This window comes from Amycolatopsis sp. lyj-23 (assembly GCF_046549135.1).
GTDB lineage: Bacteria > Actinomycetota > Actinomycetes > Mycobacteriales > Pseudonocardiaceae > Amycolatopsis.
Map to the genome: position 1 here is coordinate 408865 of NZ_JAJPWN010000009.1, position 16975 is coordinate 425839.

Annotated in this window: 14 protein-coding genes and 1 pseudogene; 5 read left to right on the forward strand and 10 right to left on the reverse strand. The window is 68.6% G+C overall.

The features are described from left to right. The first annotated feature begins 70 nt into the window (after positions 1-70). Entirely contained in the window at positions 71-880 is an 810-nt protein-coding gene (locus tag ACLJPY_RS24600; RefSeq protein ID WP_410591870.1) for a class I SAM-dependent methyltransferase, read from the forward strand. On the opposite strand, the gene ACLJPY_RS24605 is transcribed toward ACLJPY_RS24600, so the two are convergent. Further along, a complete protein-coding gene (locus ACLJPY_RS24605) occupies positions 820-1440 on the reverse strand; it encodes a PadR family transcriptional regulator (RefSeq protein ID WP_410591797.1) in 621 nt (206 codons plus the stop codon). The two genes, ACLJPY_RS24600 and ACLJPY_RS24605, sit on opposite strands and share 61 nt — an antisense overlap. Positions 1441-1544: 104 nt before the next feature. On the opposite strand from ACLJPY_RS24605, the gene ACLJPY_RS24610 reads away from it, so the two are divergent. Together ACLJPY_RS24610 and ACLJPY_RS24615 are read left to right on the forward strand one after the other, a co-directional pair. Continuing rightward, positions 1545-2030, forward strand: coding sequence for an Lrp/AsnC family transcriptional regulator (locus tag ACLJPY_RS24610; RefSeq protein ID WP_410591799.1), 486 nt, complete (start codon positions 1545-1547; stop codon positions 2028-2030). Positions 2031-2146: 116 nt separating this feature from the next. Then, positions 2147-4441, forward strand: coding sequence for a transketolase-like TK C-terminal-containing protein (locus ACLJPY_RS24615; RefSeq protein ID WP_410591801.1), 2295 nt, complete (start codon positions 2147-2149; stop codon positions 4439-4441). Here ACLJPY_RS24615 and ACLJPY_RS24620 read toward each other — a convergent pair. Then, positions 4434-4997 (reverse strand): hypothetical protein, encoded by a 564-nt coding sequence (locus ACLJPY_RS24620; RefSeq protein ID WP_410591803.1) that lies wholly within the window; start codon positions 4995-4997, stop codon positions 4434-4436. The genes ACLJPY_RS24615 and ACLJPY_RS24620 overlap by 8 nt on opposite strands. Positions 4998-5148: 151 nt before the next feature. On the opposite strand from ACLJPY_RS24620, the pseudogene ACLJPY_RS24625 reads away from it, so the two are divergent. Together ACLJPY_RS24625 and ACLJPY_RS24630 are read left to right on the forward strand one after the other, a co-directional pair. Continuing rightward, positions 5149-5703 (forward strand): annotated as a pseudogene (locus ACLJPY_RS24625) (23S rRNA (adenine(2503)-C(2))-methyltransferase RlmN); the annotation flags it as partial. 43 nt (positions 5704-5746) lie between these two features. After that, a complete protein-coding gene (locus ACLJPY_RS24630; protein ID WP_410591804.1) occupies positions 5747-7282 on the forward strand; it encodes a recombinase family protein in 1536 nt (511 codons plus the stop codon). Between the two features lie 8 nt (positions 7283-7290). On the opposite strand, the gene ACLJPY_RS24635 is transcribed toward ACLJPY_RS24630, so the two are convergent. The 8 genes from ACLJPY_RS24635 to ACLJPY_RS24670 all read right to left on the reverse strand — a co-directional run bounded on the left by ACLJPY_RS24635 (position 7291) and on the right by ACLJPY_RS24670 (position 16508). Then, on the reverse strand, positions 7291-7704 hold the full coding sequence (locus tag ACLJPY_RS24635; protein ID WP_410591806.1) for a hypothetical protein: 414 nt from the start codon (positions 7702-7704) through the stop codon (positions 7291-7293). 1907 nt (positions 7705-9611) lie between these two features. After that, positions 9612-10781, reverse strand: coding sequence for a 3-oxoacyl-[acyl-carrier-protein] synthase III C-terminal domain-containing protein (locus ACLJPY_RS24640; protein ID WP_410591871.1), 1170 nt, complete (start codon positions 10779-10781; stop codon positions 9612-9614). A gap of 2 nt (positions 10782-10783) precedes the next feature. Continuing rightward, positions 10784-10981, reverse strand: coding sequence for a hypothetical protein (locus tag ACLJPY_RS24645; RefSeq protein ID WP_410591807.1), 198 nt, complete (start codon positions 10979-10981; stop codon positions 10784-10786). Between the two features lie 108 nt (positions 10982-11089). After that, positions 11090-11563 carry a hypothetical protein gene (locus tag ACLJPY_RS24650; RefSeq protein ID WP_410591808.1) on the reverse strand — a complete coding sequence of 158 codons (474 nt, stop codon included), beginning with the start codon at positions 11561-11563 and terminating at the stop codon, positions 11090-11092. Positions 11564-11586: 23 nt separating this feature from the next. Then, a complete protein-coding gene (locus tag ACLJPY_RS24655; RefSeq protein ID WP_410591809.1) occupies positions 11587-12693 on the reverse strand; it encodes a hypothetical protein in 1107 nt (368 codons plus the stop codon). 143 nt (positions 12694-12836) lie between these two features. Then, on the reverse strand, positions 12837-13595 hold the full coding sequence (locus tag ACLJPY_RS24660; RefSeq protein ID WP_410591811.1) for a hypothetical protein: 759 nt from the start codon (positions 13593-13595) through the stop codon (positions 12837-12839). A 35-nt stretch (positions 13596-13630) separates the two neighbouring features. Further along, positions 13631-14500: a L,D-transpeptidase family protein gene (locus tag ACLJPY_RS24665; protein ID WP_410591812.1), complete on the reverse strand. Its 870-nt coding sequence runs from the start codon at positions 14498-14500 to the stop codon at positions 13631-13633. 82 nt (positions 14501-14582) lie between these two features. Continuing rightward, a complete protein-coding gene (locus ACLJPY_RS24670; protein ID WP_410591814.1) occupies positions 14583-16508 on the reverse strand; it encodes a protease pro-enzyme activation domain-containing protein in 1926 nt (641 codons plus the stop codon). Positions 16509-16975 lie beyond the last annotated feature (467 nt).

The window sequence follows — 16975 nt, forward strand, 5'->3', positions numbered from 1 at the left end:
AGTTTTCCGCCAAGAATTCGCCACCGTGCGAGCACGGCCCGGCGACGAGGACCCGGAAGGAGCAGCGGGGGTGCGGTGGTCGTCGCGGCGCGCGGAGGTCGTGCCGAGCCCCAACATCTGGTACTACCAGGCCGATTACGAGCTGGAGAACCACGCGCAGGACAGCGGCGGCGAAATCTGGCGGGTGCTGCGGGAGGAGCAGGACTGGACCGGCCGGGACGTGCTGGACGTCGGCTGCGGTGACGGGTTTCACTTGCCGCGCTTCGCCCGTGACGCGCGATCGGTGCTCGGGGTCGAGCCGCACGAGCCGTTGGTGCGAAGCGCGCTGAAGCGCGTCGAGGGACTGTCGAACGTGGACGTCCGGATGGGCCGGGCCCAGCGGCTGCCGGTCCGCAGCGCGAGCGTCGACGTCGTGCACGCGCGCACGGCGTACTTCTTCGGGCCCGGCTGCGAGCCGGGTCTGGCGGAGGCCGAGCGGGTGCTGCGGCCGGGCGGCGCGCTCCTGATCGTCGACCTCGACGTGACGAGCGAGCCCTACGGCCGCTGGATGCGCGCCGACCTACCGCACTACGACCCGGCCGCCGTGGAACGGTTCTTCGCCAGGGCCGGGTTCGGCTGCCGCCGCGTCGCGACCGAATGGCGTTTCGCGACCGCGGCGGACCTCGAAGCCGTGCTGAAGATCGAGTTCAGCCACCGGGTTGCCGAACAGGCGATCGCGGAGTCCTTGCAGCGTAACGGGAATCGCCGCCACGACCTGACGCTGCCGGTGGGCTACCGCGTTCACGCGCGCCGCAAGCCCACCGGCCTCGTCCTGCCAGGTCACTCGGCGGCCGCTTCACCGGAAGCGGATTCCTCGTCGTCTTCGCCGAGGATGCCGTAGAGCGAGCGCCGGGCGTCGTTGAGGACCTCGGCCGCGCGGGCCTGCTGGCTCTCGGTGCCTGCGCGCATGATCTGCACGACGGCGGCGGCCAGGTTCTTGCCCGCCTTCGCGAGCCCGACCTCGACCGGGTCGACGTCCTGGGCGATCTGCTCCCACGGCGGCGTGCTGTCCTGCTCCTGGGCGGCGGCGCGGCCGGCGTCGGTCAGCTCGAACAGCTTCTTGCCGTTCTCGTCCTTGCTGACGACCAGGCCTTCGTCGGCCAGCAGCTGCAGGGTCGGGTAGACCGAGCCCGGGCTCGGGCGCCAGAAGCCGCCGGAGCGCTCGCCGATCTCGCGGATGATCTCGTAGCCGTGCCGGGGCTGCTCGGCGAGCAGCGCCAGGATCGCGGCGCGGACGTCACCGCGGCGGCTGCGCCGTCCGCCGTGACCCCGCCGGTGCGGGCCGTGGCCGCGACCGCGTCCACCGGGGCCGAAGCCCGGGGGGAACTCGCCGAAACCACCGAAGGGCCCGAAGGGTGCGCGCCCACGTTCGTGGGCGAAGGGGTGTCGTTGCCTACGCATGTCATGTTCCTTTCTCGAACTGTTGCGACACGTTCACGATATATCGGAAACGGTCGGATGGCAACCGGTCTCCGGTGACGCCGGTCACCTGGGAAGATCGGCGGGTGCCGGAAACCATCGACGAGATCGACGCACGCCTGCTCCTGGCGCTGGGGGAGGACCCGCGGTCCACGGCGGTCGCGCTGGCCGAGCGGCTGGGCCTGTCCCGCAACACGGTCCAGGCCCGGCTCGTGCGGCTCGAGCAGCGGGGCGTCCTCAGGTCGTTCGAACGCCGCATCGACCCCGCGCGCCTCGGGCACCCGCTGCGGGCCTTCGTCAACGCGCAGGTCGACCAGCGGCGCCTGGCCGAGATCGCCGAGGCGCTCGCCGCGATCCCCGAGGTGACCGAGGTGTGCGGGCTGACCGGCGCGAGCGACCTGATGGTCCAGGTGGTCGCCGTCGACGCCGACGACCTGTACCGGATCGCCGGGCGCATCCTGGCCTCGCCCGGCGTCGAGCGGACGAACATCTCGCTCGTCATGCGTGAGCTCGTCCCGTACCGCCTGACGCCCCTGCTGGAGCGCGTGCATTCTGCGCAGCAGGAGGCCTGAGCCTTCCCGGTCTGCTGCGCATTCTGCGCACTTTCGGGGCCATCGGTTGTGCGATGCGTCCACCGGTGCTGTCCTGGTGGGCGCTTCCTGCACGAAAGGTGCGAAAGATGTCGAGGATGACCCACGCCCCCGTGACCGCCCCGGCGCTCACCGCGATCGAGCAGCGGGTCCTGTGGCTCGCCACGGCGATCGTGCACCAGGCCAACCGGGTCCGCCCCAACCCGTCGGGGCTCAAGGTCGGGGGCCACCAGGCGTCGTGCGCCTCGCTGGTCTCGATCATGACGTCGTTGTGGTTCCGGCACCTGCGTCCCGAGGACCGGGTCTCGGTGAAGCCGCACGCGTCGCCGGTGCTCCACGCGATCAACTACCTGCTCGGCGAGCTCGACGAGGCCTACCTGCCGACGCTGCGCGAGTTCGGCGGCCTGCAGAGCTACCCGAGCCGCGCCAAGGACCCCGACCCCGTCGACTACTCGACCGGCTCGGTCGGCATCGGCGCGACCGCCCCGATCTGGGGCGCGCTGGCACGTCGTTACCTCACCACCCGGGGCTCGGCGGCGGGCACCGGACGGCAGTACTCGCTGGTCGGTGACGCCGAGCTGGACGAGGGTGCGATCTGGGAGGCCATCCTCGACCCGGCCGTCGCCGAGCTGGGCGAGATCGTCTGGATCGTCGACCTGAACCGCCAGTCCCTCGACCGGGTCGTCCCGAACATCGCGGCCGGGCGGCTGCAGGGCATGTTCGACGCCGCCGGCTGGCAGGTGCTGACGCTGAAGTACGGGCGCCTGCTGGAAGAGCTGTTCACCCGGCCCGGCGGCGCCGAGCTGCGCGCCCGCATCGACGGCATGCCGAACCCCGAGTACCAGCGGCTGCTGCGCTGCGACGCCGCCCAGGTGCGCGACCGGCTGCCCGCGGGCGACGCGGCGCTGGCGTCGCTGGTCGAGTCGCTCGACTACGAGACGCTGCTGGCCGCGATCCGGAACCTCGGCGGCCACGACCTCGGCTCGCTCGACGAGGTCTTCGCGGCCATCGCGGACGACCGGCCGACGGTGATCTTCTGCTACACCGTCAAGGGCCGCGGGCTGCCGACGCAGGGGCACCCGCAGAACCACTCGTCGCTGCTGACCGTGGCGCAGATGGAGGAACTGGCTGCTTCGCTGGGCACGGACCTCGCTTCGCCGTGGGAGGGTTTCGCTGACGGGTCGCCCGAAGCCGCGTTGTGCGCTGAAGTCGCTTCGCGCCTTCGCCGTCCGGACGTTCCTTCAGCGCCTTCGTTGACCCTGCCGGTCGACATCGGACGTACGCCGTCCGGGACCGCGACGACGCAGGCGGCGCTGGGACGCGTCTTGCTCGACCTGACGCGCGAAGCGCCCGAAGCGGCGAAGCGCGTCGTCACGGTCAGCCCCGACGTCAGCTCGACGACCAACCTCGGCGGCTGGGTCAACAAGGTCGGCGTCTGGTCGGCGACCGAGCGCCGCGACTGGTTCGAAGACGACCCCGAAACGATCATGCACTGGCGGGAGAAGCCGACCGGCCAGCACGTCGAGCTGGGCATCGCCGAGACCAACTTGGTGGGCCTGCTCGGCGAACTGGGCGCGACCTGGAGCCGCTGGGGCGAGCCGCTGCTGCCCATCGGCGTCATGTACGACCCGTTCGTCGAGCGCGCGCTGGAGCCGTGGTCGTTCGGCATCTACGCGGGCGGGCAGTCGATCCTGATCGGCACGCCCTCCGGTGTCACGCTCGCCCCGGAAGGCGGCGCGCACCAGTCGATCACCACGCCGTCGATCGGCATCGAGCAGCCCGGCTGCGTCAGCTACGAACCGGCGTTCGCGATCGACACCGAGTGGACGCTGCTGGCCGCGCTCGGCCGGCTCGGCAAGCCGGGCGGGACGTCGTCGTACTTCCGGCTTTCGACGCGTCCGGTCGACCAGACCCTCGCCGCCGTGCCCGCCGACCCGGCGGCCCGCGAACGCCGTCGCCGTCAGGTCGTGGCGGGCGCGTACCTGCTGCGGCGCGCTTCGGAGCCGGCGGTCACGCTGGCGGCGATGGGCGCGCTGGTGCCCGACACCCTCGCGGCGGCCGAGCGGCTGGCCCAGGTCGGCGTCGAGGCCGACGTCGTGTGCGTGACCAGCCCGGGGCTGCTGTTCGAAGCGGTCCAGGCCCGGTCCGGCCGGGGCCAGGGCGAGACGTGGATCCTGGACCAGGTGTTCCCCGCTTCGCGGGCGAAGCCGCTGGTCACGGTGCTCGACGGGCACCCGCACACGCTGGCGTTCCTCGCCGGGGTCAACCGGGTCCCGTCGGTCGCGCTCGGCGTCACGGGGTTCGGCCAGTCGGGCTCGCTGGAGGACGTCTACGCCCACCACGGCATCGACACGGACGCGATCATCCGGGCCGCGCTCGACGCCGTCAGCTGAAGGTGGCGCCGGCGAGCAGGTTGTCCATCTTCGCGTCCCAGCCGGGGAAGGACCCGTACTGGACGACGAGGATCCGGCTCGTCGGCAGCCACCACATCCGGACCTGGTTGTTCTGCGCGGAGTTCTCGCAGGTGACCTTCCAGCGGCCGTATTCGGCGTTCTTGGGCCCGATCCGCGCGAACCCGGAGTCGACGAGGGTGCTGCCGGTGGCCGTCGTGGCCTTCCCGGGCGGCGAAGCCGGGGTGATGCAGGTGGGCAGGTCCGTGCCGGTGTACCAGCCGAAGGGCCGCTTGGTGCTCGGCGGGTTGATCGGCGCCTGCGGGTCCGCCTTGCGCAGGTCCAGGATCCGCGCTTCGCACACGACGGCGGCTTCGGCGAGGCAGCCGTCCAGCAGGCCGTCCGGGCTGTGCTCGGTGTAGGTCGCGCCCGACGGCAGGGGCAGGTGCAGGGCGCCCACCGTGGCGTGCGGCCCGCTCGGCGCGGGTTCGGCCGGCGTGCTGCAGGCGGCGACGCCGAAGGTGACCGCGACGACCAGGACAAGGTGCCGGACGGACACGCGCTCACCTTCTTTCGTCGGACGCTTTCCCGCTTCGATCATCCTGGTGGGTGAACCGGAGCCGCCGACCGGGGGCCGTCCGTGACGTGGAGTACACGACGTGGGGGCGGCCCGGACGGTCCCGGGGAGCGCGTGGGACACTGGTCCGGTTATGACTGCCCTCCCCCTCGTCTTCGACGCGCCCAAGCGCGGCCTGCCGCCGCGCCACCTCGCCGACCTTTCGGTGTCCGAGCGCGCGGCCGCGGTCGCCGAGCTGGGGGAGAAGCCGTTCCGCGCGAAGCAGCTGTCGAACCACTACTTCTCCCGCCTGACGGTGGACCCGGAGGAGATGACGGACATCCCGGCGGCGTCCCGCGCGCGGCTGGTCTCCGACTTGATGCCGACGTTGCTGACCGAGGTCCGCGCGCTGGCGGCGGACGACGGCGCGACGCGCAAGACGCTGTGGCGCGCCCACGACGGCACGCTCCTGGAGAGCGTCCTGATGCGCTACCCGGACCGCGCGACGCTGTGCATCTCGAGCCAGGCCGGCTGCGGCATGGCGTGCCCGTTCTGCGCGACCGGCCAGGGCGGGCTCGACCGGAACCTGTCGACGGCGGAGATCGTCGACCAGGTCCGCTCGGCGGCCGCGGTCATGCGCGACGGCACGATGCCGGGCGGCCCCGGCCGGCTGTCGAACATCGTCTTCATGGGCATGGGCGACCCGCTCCCTACCGTTTGACAACGCTCTGACCTGCGCGGACACTCGTCTCATGGTCAATGTGATCTTCGCCGAGCGCATCAGTCGAGATCGAGGCAACACCGAGTCGATCGAGACGCAGGACGCGAAGCTGGAAGCTCGTCGAGCCGATGAGGCGAAGGTTCGTGATGTCGCCGTCGTTGGTAAGGCTATCGACCGCTCGGTCTCCGGGGACGTTGACTTCTTCGACCGTCCGGACTTGCGGAAGTGGCTGACGGACGAGGCGCGCGAGCAGTGGGACGAGCTCTGGGTCACGACGCAGGACCGTTTGTCGCGAAACGACATGCACTTCCTGGCCTTCGTCTTCAAGATCCTGGAGTGGGGCAAGACCATTGTCATCCTCGACGACCCGTCCCTTGACTTGCGGACGCCCGAAGGGCGCTTGATCGCCCATGCGAAGGCTCTTGGGCCGGCGAAGGAACTGGCGCGGATCAAGGACCGTGTCAAGGACAGCCATGAACGTCGTCGGTACACCGAGGCGTGGCCTGGTGGTGTCCCGACCTATGGCTACACCACGGTGCCCAAGCTGCTGCCTGTCGGCGATGAGGGCAAATTGGTCAGCCGGAAGGTTCGAGTCTTAGACGAGTATGAGACCACTGTGCTTCATGAGATGCGCGGGTGGCTGGTTGATGAGGAGAACCCGCATACGATCAAGCAGGTGTGCGTGCGATTGGACAAGCGGGGTGAGTTGACCAACCGCGATCGCTGGCGGAAGTTCGTCCTCGGACAGGAGCCGCGTGGTGAGAAGTGGTCTCCCTCCAGTGTGAAGCAGGTGCTGACTTCGCTGTCGCTCCTGGGCTGCAAGCTGCACGGCCTAAAGCCGTTGTACGCGCCTGATGGCAGCTTGCTTGTCACCGCGGATCCGGTGTTCAAAAAGGAAGAGTGGGACACGCTGCAGGCTGCTATCAAGAAGCGCGAGCGGGAGCCGTATCGGGTCTTCGGCGCGTCGCCACTGCTCGGAGTGCCGTTCTGCGCGAAGTGCGGTGCCTCTGCGACGCACGTTGTCATGACCAGGGCGAGCGGTAAGGGTGATACCAAGACGGAGAAGGTCTACCGGTACTACCGGTGTACGAATCAGCGTCAGGAAAAGCCGTGTCCGGGTGTAAGCATGCGAGCCGACGAGGTGGAGCAGCTTGTCGAGCAGACTTTCCTCGAGCAGGTCGGCTCCGTTGAAGTTGTGAAGCGTAGCTGGGTGGTCGGGGAAGATCACACCGAAGAGCTGGCGAGTGTCCGTGCGGCGATCAGTCGCCTCGAGAACGAGCGAGACACGTCGGCTTCGTGGGATGACGAGGATGAGGAGTCTTACCGCGATCGCAAAGCGAAGCTGGTCGAGCGGCGGAACATCCTGAAGGTGAAGCCGCAGCGAGAGTCCGGATATGTGTACGAGGGGAGCGGTGTCACGTACTCGCAGGCATGGGTCGACGCGGACCAGAGTAAGAAGCGGCGCCTGCTGGTCGAAGCCGGAGTTCGGTTTGAGATCACGAGCATGACCGAGTGGGAGATCAAGATCCCTGATGACATCAAGGGACGACTCGCCGCTGCCGGATGACCTTGGTGTCATTGTCGTGTTGTCAAACGACCGAGCGGTGATGGCTGCATCACATGCGTGTGGGCCAATCGTTGGATCGCGGTAGCCTCCGAGAAGCTGAAGAACACCGCGAACCCGTTCTTCCAGCCTTCTACAGAGATCGACGAGCGGCGTAGCTTTCGTAGGTCTGCGAAGGTGCCGAGCTCAATCCCGCAGATCGTTTGCTTTGCCACGCTCAGGCGAGTGAATTGCGCTTTCGCCTGCCGGTTGGTTTGTCCGGTGATCACGGAGGTGTCGATCTCTTTTGCGACGGTTAGTGCATGGTTGCCTGGTATCCATGTGTAGGGCGAGTCGATCTCGATGTTGTCGGCAATGCAGAGCTCGTCGGCGAGCTTGGTGATTGTCGGAGCAAGCGGATGGTCGTCGAAGATGTCGGTCGGCACGACTATTCTGTCTCCGAGGAAGATCGCGGCACGTCGGCCATTGATCAAGAGCGGACCTTGGTGGCACCGGGCGAGAGGTTCGAGGAAGTCGCGGCGGGCAAGGTTCCATTCCTCAGGGGACAGGGGAGCCGAGCGGCGACGTCCTGCAATTGTGTCGCGTGCGAACAGGGAGCCTGTCTGGATTACAAGATCTGGTCGGCAAGTGGCGATGGCGGCTAGCGCCTGTCCGATGAGCTGCGTTGAGTGAAAGGGAACATGCATCGAAGGAATCACGGCGATCGACTTGGCGCCGTGCAGGTCTGGAGTCCATCGAGTGCCCGACAATTGTAGGCGTGGGTTCGGGGTTGTCGGTGGCATTGTTCCTCCCGGTGTGAGTGATCGCCGGGGAGGGCGTTGAACGTTCGGCTGTATCCGCGGGCGGCCTCGATTCACGTAGGCGCGCCACGCGCGTCGCTCGGCGACGTGGGCTCGGTGGAGGCGGTTGAGGTCTGCTGATCCGGTTGCTTGTGTGGTGGGGGTGTACGGGACAGTGGGGGACTTTATTGCGTGGTCCTTGGCGGGTTGATCGATGAGATCGGTGGGTTGCCAGGTATCGCAGTCATCGGTTCCGCCCTTGTAGCAATGGGTTCTTCGGATGAGGCCAAGCTGGTGTGCTGCATCGCGGGCTCGTCGGACGGTCTTGGTGTCGAGTCGCGCCCGTTCTGCCCAGTCGCGGACAGACAGGGAGCCATGACGGTGCACGATTACGGCAGCGAGGGCGTGAAGTGCGGCGTAGAGCGATGCCTGCCTCACGGGTCGATGGAGCGTGCGCAGCTTGCCTAGTTTGTCGTGTACGGCGTTGAAGAAGGCTTTGCGGAGGGCGTCCAATCGCTGCGCGATGTCGGTTGGTGGTTCGCCACGGGCGTGGAGGTTGCGTCCGGGATGTCTGGTGCGCCGCGGTCGGTCGATCGTCGCCTCGTGGAGGGCAGGAATCCAGCGTTCGTCGTGCCATCGACGCCGTCCGAGGTGTTGGGCCTGAGTCGGTGACGCGAGCTGGAAGTTGGACCATGCTTGGCTTTCGGTTCGTCGAGTCTCGGCGTCGACAATTGATACTGCGGGAGCCCAGAACCATCGACGCCAAGCGAGGAGGCCGATCTCGGCGGCCTTCGTGCCTGGGCGGCGTGCTGCCTGCCAAGCCCAGTCGCAGCTCCAGCCGGCGCGTGCCATCGCCAAGGCGTTGCCGTACTCGCGTTCTGAGCGACTGGCGTTGGGTTGACTCCCGCGACGGTGGGTCCGACGGCATTGCAAACCTGCGCTTCGATGTGCTCGCGTGGTTGAGCCTCGATCTACGAGTGCGACGTCGTGCATGTTGAGGGTTCCTTCGACGTCAGCAGTTGCGGCGCCGGTTCGATGTGGCGCGGACGTGAGCCGGAGTGTCGAACGGACCGTGGCCGAGACTCGGTGTAGGCGACTCCTTTCGGCTGCGAGATGGCGAAAGGAACGATGGAGAGCGGAGGGAACTTTGACGATAAGATGAAAGTGTCCTAGTCGCCCGGATTCTCGGCGTAGCCAGGGAAGTCCGTGCTTCTCGCTCCAGGCGATGAGGTCGTCGGTGAAGGCGAGGCATGCCTCGGATGTCGCCTCATCGTTGGTTGTGTCGACATCGATCCCCAGCAGTGGGGGACGGAGTGTGCCTACGATCGTTGTGGCTGATTGGTTGTTGGCGAGCTCCTCGAGCGCGTCTTCGAGGACTCGGGCGGTGAAGAGTGACCTGTTGTGCTGGTCGATGAGGATGTACGGCGAAGCAAAGATGTGGGTGTCGAGCGGCGCTGGAATCCATCGGCGAACGGTTTTCCTGTGCGTCGCGTTGTCGGCCGTGTTGTCCTGTCCTGAAGAGTCGGCGACGGCGGTATGAACTGGCGGACCCATTAGAGATTCTCCGCCTGGTCGGGAACCGGCATCGGATCCGGAGTCACGGCGTTCGTCTCGCGCGTGAGCGCAGCACCGCGAGACACGTCGTTGCGGCGCCAGGGCCACCGCAGCGCGGGCGCGTATGGCCGCATTTCGGGTTCGGTGTTGTCGACGCGGAGAATGGTGGCAGTCCAAGTCATGCCGATGCCGATGCCGAGTAGGGCGACGTAGTCGCCTGGGGTGACGACGCACCGGGTGAACAAGTGGGTGAGGCCGACGATCTGGTCGTTGGGTCCGATATGACCCCACTGGTCGCCGGCGTGGCAGAGGGTGCGGTCGGCGGTGATGGCGAGTGGGTCCAGACAGTGAGTGTCGAGTAGGTGCCGGCCATAGTGCGGCAGGAGAAACCAGCTGATCTCTCCGAGGGTAAGGTCGGCGTCGCGAAGCGCTTGATCCATTACGGCGCGGACGCCGACGCAGTTGCGCCGCCTGACCGATGCTGTCCCGACGGCGTCGGTGTATTGGCGTTTGCGTTCGTGGATTCGTTCGATGCCGAGTTCGGTGGTGCCGGCGGGCGCGAAGCGGTGGTTGCCGCGGTGGAGTTGTTCGAGCGTGGGGTCGGTATAGGAACTAGTCGCGAGGATGCGGGCGAGGCCGGAGTGGCGGCCGAGGATGAGGGCGGAGCCGCCGTCGCCGTAGGCGATGCCCTGGTCGGCGGTGAGGTGGTCGAAGGCCGGTGGGCCGAAGGTTTCGCCGCCGGTGAGCAGGACGGTGTCGAGGTCGGGGCTGCCGGCAAGGACACGGGCGGAGATGTCGATCCCGCCGACGAGGCTGTTGCTCATGGCATTCAGTTCGGTGGCGATCCCGCGGCCGGCGGGCAAGCCGAGGCGGGAGCGGACGTAAGCGGCGCGGGACCAGAAGTCGATGCCGCGGCTACCCCGCCAGATCGCCGCATGGAAGTGCAGGTCGGGCACCGGGAGCGGGCCGACGGTGGTCATGGCCATGCTGGCGAGGGCGTGGCGGCTGGCGCGGACGGCGAGATCCATACCGGTGCAGTCGCGGGCGATCGACACGGCACGCTGGCTCGTTGCGCCGCGCAGCGTTCGGCCGGACTCGAGATCTTCGACGGCCATGATCTCGCCGAGCGCGGCGCCGACACCGCGCAGGTGCAGGTTTTGCCAGCGCATCGTCAGCACCGCCCAACCCGGGCTGAACCAGACGGTTCGGCGGTCACATCGGTGATGATGGCGTCGACCGAGCCGTAGTAGGCCCGCAAGTGGTGTGTCGTGACTCCGGCGCAGGCGGCAATTTCATCGAGGTTGACCGGTCCACCGGGTGACGGGTCGTCGAGTAGGTCGCGGGCGGTGTCAGTGATCCAGGTGCGCATGACGTCTTCCTGATCGAGCCGGTTGGAATGGCACGCAAGGTGACGGGGAGGGCGCCGACGGGTCTGGTCGGCGGGTGGCGTGGATGCTGGACGGGGATGAGAGCGGGGTCAGGTGCGGCGAGCGCGGCCACTGCGCCGGGTGAGCAGGGCTTTGTGGTGGGCGCGGCGCAGGTCGGGGATCTGGTCGCGGGCGGCGTGGTCGAGTTCGGGCATGCGGTGGATGTCGGTGTCGAAGCCGGGGTCGGTGCGGAAGACCAGCGCTAGGACGGAGGCGTTGTTACTGAGGTTCACCACCGAGTACGGCAGCGTCGCCGGGATATAGATGATGTCCCCGGCGCGGGGATGGAAGGGTTGCATGGCGTTGCCAGAGAGGACGGCGGCGTGGCCGCTGATGATCGCGATCGCCGTTTCGGTGGTGTCGTGCCGTTGCGGGGCGAGGGTGGTCGCGCCAGGCAGGTGCATCCGACCGCCAGAAAGGGCGCGGGTAGGCACGCTTCCCGTCCGCATGATGGGGGTGAGCGTTTCGGCTTCGTTGGACAGGTCCCCGGCCGCGGACGGGATCTGCGTCGTCGTGGAGTCCATCTCGGCAGGCCTTCCAAGTGGGTTCAGCGGGCGGGGGTGTCGGTGGTGTGGTGGGCGAGTTCGCAGGCGAGTGCGGTGTTGGCGGCGGCGTCGGGGACGAGCCGGCGGCCGTGGCCGCAGGCGGCGGCGACCGCGAGCACGGGCCGGTCCAGTTCGGTTTCGGCTAGCCTGAGTGCGGTGCGGGAGGCCTGGGGGTGGGTTTCGTCGACGAGTCCGGCGATGACGTCGATGTCGCGGCGTAGGTGTCGCAGCGCCCGGTAGAACCGCGGATCTGTCGACGGGGCCTGGGTGCCGGTGCACATCGGGATGTGCGCGGCGGGCACCGGGATCCGCAGCCGGTGTAGTTGTTTGTGCAGGGCGTTGAGGAACTGCACGGCGGCCACGAGGTCGGTCAGCGGGAACAGGGGCTGGTGGCCGAGGTCGCCGTGGCAGAGGTGGATCCGCCACGTTGCCTCGCGCGGTCCGTCGGCGAAGACCCGGGCGACCTGCTTGGCTATCGCCCGCACTGCCGTCGGCCACAGTGGGCGTGGGGTGCGGTCGAGCGTGGCGAGGACGGCGGGGGTCTCGAGTTGGAAGACGACTTGGTTGCCGTGCCGTTGGTGGATGGTGTGGACGTCGTCGAGGACGGCTTGGCGGAACATTGGCAGGTGCGTGACCGCGGCGGCGGGGCTGCCGAAGGTGAACAGCGATAAGTCGTACGGGTTCGGGATCGACACCTGGTGTGGTGGCAGGTCGCGGTCGTCGTGCAGCTGGGCGCGGGCGGCCATGACGGCGTCGGTGTGTGCGGCGCGGCTGAGGGACAGTTCTTCGGATTCGAGCCAGTGTCCGTGCTTGAGGCGGTAGGTGGGCATGTCGTCGTAGTCGGCGGAGTGGCCGGTGCGGACGGGTTCGAGGGCGTCGATGGTGGCGAGGTCGTCGAGCCAGTCGATGATCCATCGCGGGTCGGGGTCGCACGGCAGCCCGGTCAGCGTCGTGTCGGGGGCGTGGTCGAGGAACCACTGCATCATCTGGCGGTGGTCGCCGGTCAGAGCGGCGGGCAGCGAGCCGACGAAGTGCACGGCCCGGACGTCTTCGTCGGACGCGGAGTCGAGATAGTTGTGGATGGCGTGGCTGAAGACGAGCGTGGACATGGACATCTCCCTGGTCGGGATGGGTTGTGTGGTGGTGCGGGCGTGGGGAGGTGCGCCCGGTGGCGACGTGGGAGCAGGAGGGGTGCGCGGGCCCGCGTTGGAGGGTGGAGGTGGGGCGCGGGCCCGCGCGTCCGGGTGACGGGTTAGCCGGTGACGGCGACGTGGCCGGGCTTCGGTTGCGGCTTGGGCGCGGTCCGGTCACCCGGGTTGTCGCCCTGCTGGTGCCGCTGGCCCGGCATACCCGGGCGAGAGATCCCGGGGGCACCGGGCTTGTGCGTCGGGGCCGGGCGGGTGCCAGTCGGCGGGTTGCCCGTCGTTGGCGGCGGAGGGGTGCCGGCGCCGCAGCTGACCGTCGCCACCGTCACCGTGATCGCCGTGCCCTCGCTCGGCTTGGCCGACGTCGGTCCGCTGGAGCCGCCGGTGCGGGTGGGAGCGGCGCCGGTGGTGACGGTGATGACCCCGGCGGTGCCGTTGCCGCCGCCGGTGACCTTGAGGTTGCCGCTTCCGCCCTGGGGGGCGCTGGTGGTGATGGCGCCGTTGCGGCAGGTCGCGGTGAACGGACCGACCGTGGTGCCGCCGACCCGCACCGACGCGACGCGGGCTTCGGCGACTCCGGCGCCGGCCTGCAGGCTGATGCCGCTGGCCACGACCGCGCCGCTCGGGGTGGACACCGACCCGCCGGCGGTCTTGATCGCGCCGCTGCTGGACACGCTCGGACTGGCCGAGAGGTGTTCGCCGCCGGAGACGGCTATTCCCGTCGCTGTCGACGTCGTCGTCGCCGCAGCGGCGAGGGCGGGCGGCGCCGCGGTCGCGGGAGTGCAGCTGGACGCGAACGTGGTGAGGGTGCCGATGAGCAGCGCGCCGGCTCCGGCGGCTGCGAGGGCGCTACGAGTGGTGTTCATGGGCTGGTCTCTCCAGAATTGTTGGCGCGGTTGGGTTAGCGGATGAGGACCGGGGTGCCGATGGGCACCGGGTCGAGAGGATTGGTGAAGGTGGCCAGGGCGTCGGCTGGCACGCGGATGCATCCGTCGCTGGAGGGGCGGCCGAACACGTCGGTGGTGGGCCAGCCGTGGATGCCGGTGGTCCCGGGCCCGCCGCCGTAGGTGGAGAAGGTCGTCGAGTGGATCCCGAGCGGGAAGATCACCGGGCTGAATTTCTGTTTCGCGTCGGTCATCGAGGCGAGGACGAACGTCCGCCCGGCCGGGGTCGGCGTAGCCGGCGTGCCGACGCCGACGCTCCAGGTGCCGATCTGCTGGTGGTCGTGGTAGAGCGTGAGCCGGAACGCTGTCCGGTCGATGACGATTCGGTCGGTCGTCGACCGGATCGTGAGCGTATTGTCTTGGGTGGACAGCCAGCCGGTGGAGCCGTTGGGCCGGGACGGCAACAGCACCTGCACCCAGCCCGGTTCCTCGGCGATGACCGGCAGCCACGTGTCGGATCCCAGTTGTGTGGTCGGCAGGGCCGCGGTGGCGGCCCCGCCCGGCTGGTCGAAGACCGGTACTGGCTCGGTCGGGTGCACGAGCTGCCCGTCCGGTACTTCCTCGGCAGTCGCGTCCAGGGGAGCGGCCGGGATGGTGCCGAAGGTGCTGGCCTCTGGCAGCCCCGCGAGATTCGGGACCGCGCGGGCGGCCACGACCGGGGCGTGCAGTTCGACTCCCAGCTCGACCGGCTCGGTACCGTGCGCAGCCTCGTGCGCGGGGCGGGACGGTGCGAGCAGTGCGCCGGTGGTGCCGACCATCGCGATTCCGGCCAGCCAGAGCGCGAGCACCCACCACCTGTTCGGTGCCTGCTGTGGCATCTCGGACATGAACAGTCCTTCCCAAGGGTCGTTAGGGGCCGCGGTGGGCCCGTCCGCGCTCGAGCGGGCTCACCGCGAGAAGAGGTTGTGGTTACTGAGAAAGCGCGCCGATGAATCCGTCGGCGGGGGTGCCGAGGCCGGTGACGTTGTCCCAGCCCGGGCCGCTTTGGAGGTTCTGCGGGCGGGCGTCGAAGTCGATCAGGTAGCTGCCCTGCCCGCCGGGGACGGCGACGCCGCCGAAGGCGTGCATCATCGGCGTCCATACCCCGGCCTTCTGGGGCGTGACGTCCGTAATCGCGCTCGACCCGCGCAGGCTGTAGAGGACCGGGGTCAGCAGTCCGGCCCGGGCGTTGCCGGAGCGGGCCTGCTGGGCGTCGGCGACGAGCCCGGCGATCAGCGGCGACGCGAGTGAGGTGCCGCCGTAGGAGCCGATCCTGAACTGGCCTTTGATGGTCTGCCCGACCAGCATCCCGGTGTAGGAGTCGGCCAGCGCCGCGATGTCCGGCACCTCCCGCTTCCCGCCACCGCCGGAGACGACGCCGGCCTGCCAGTCGGGCGCGTCGTAGAGCGCGGAGGCCCCGCCACCGGATCCGGAAGCGAACGGACCATCCGCATCTTTCTGCGGAGCCCAGCTGCTGCCGGACTGGGTGTTGCCGCTGTTCTCCCACCCGGTCAGTACCGTGGGCTGGTTGTTTTGGTCCAGGCCGACGCTGGTGCCGCCGACGGCCACAACCCAGGGGCTTGAGGCGGGGAAGCTGGCGGCCGGGTTGCCGACGAAACCGGAGTTGTTGCCGGCGTCGCCGGTGGACACGGTGATGGTCTGGCCCTGGATCGCCGCCTGCAGCGCCATGCTGTTGAACTGGTCTCGCGCCGCTTGCGGCAGGGAGCGCTCGCCGTCGGCGTTGCCGTAGCTGTTGCTGATCACGTCCACGGCGTTGTCGGTGACGGCCTGGTTGAACGCGTCGTAGATCCCGGTGCCCTTGCAAGTTTTCCCGGCGTAGTAGCGGATTTTCGCGGCCGGGGCGATGGTGTGCGTGGCCTGCACGTCCAGGGTCTGCTCGGCCGCCCAGCCCTCGGCGCCGCACTCGGTCGTGTCGGTGAACCCGCCCTGTGGCAGGACCGCGCTGTACTGCCCGTCCGCGAGTGGCGGGACGCCGAGCTGGGCGGCGGCCTGGTTGGTGTCGGCCACGACGGTGTCGGAGTTGTAGGCGCCCACGACACCGATGGTCGTACCGGCTCCGGTGTTTCCGTTGCTCAGCTTGTACATCGCGCGGACCTGGGTGCCGGTATAACCGCAAAGCGAGTTGGACTGGAAGCCAGCCGGGTACTTCTGCGGGACGTCGGTGTTGTTCTGTTCACCCCACCAGCGCGCGCAATGCGGCTCCGCCGCCGTGGCTGCGTTCGTGGTGCGGGTGTGCTGCGGATTGAGGAGAGCGGCGCTGTCGTCCAGGCCGAGCACCGCGGTGATCGAGGCACGCAGCGAGGTTGGAACGGTGACGGGCGCTGCCGGCGCCGTGAGCGTCCGGTTGACGCCGTCGATGCGGGTCCGGAATGCGGCGATCCTCGTGCCGAACGCCGACTCCAGCGCTGAGGTCGGGGCTTCTGCGTCGACGAAGTGTCGGTTGGCGCTGACTCCGGTCACGCGCAGGCCCTGGGTGCCCAGCCACTGCGACACGTGATCGACTGTGTCCTGCGTCGGGGCGAATCGGTCGAGGAACGCCCTCGACGACAGGAACTTTCCGTGCTCGGCGCTGCCGGGTGTTGCCAGCTGTGCGGCGAGGCGTTCTGCGCCACGCTGGTCGCGCAGGGCCAGGGCGACTTGGATTTGCCGGACGGTGTGTCCGTTGCTGCGGGCGACTTCAGTGTGCGGGGTGGCCCAGGCCGGGGTGCTTCCGGCGATCGGCGCGCGGTAGCCGGTGTCGCCGGCGGCCGTGTTCGGTGCCGCGACGGCGGTGGCTACAGTGGAGGCGAGTAGGGCCGCGGTCGCGGCCAGGGCATGCCAAAGACGGCTGTGCATCGAGGTTTCTCCTTGTACGAAAAGGGAAAGCCATCCAGTGCGGATGCCCATCGAGTGACGGGCGGGCTGAAAGGCGTGCCTCGTGCCGCAGCCAGGAAAACGCGAAGGGGCTGAGCGGAGACTTCAGATGAGGTGGACCGGCCCTGCTGGCCTGGTCATGGTGACGGTCGCGGTGCGACCGGAGAGAATCTACATCGGAGTTCGTCGTCGAATCGACACGACAACGGCGGCCCGCGGGCCATAACGTGGAATGATGACGCAGTGAGCACGAGTCAGTCCTAACGTGGCAGCCGACCGTGCCTGCACCACGCCTCCCCGGCGTGAACACGATCAGCCTCGCTGGAACGAACAATAACCAGATCCCGGCAAAAGTCAACATGTGTGTCTGCTCTGGTGAGTTTGCCTGTGTCTACCTATGCGCCTTCCTGCTCAACGTTGCGGAAAGTGTGCATTTAGGTGCTGTTCGT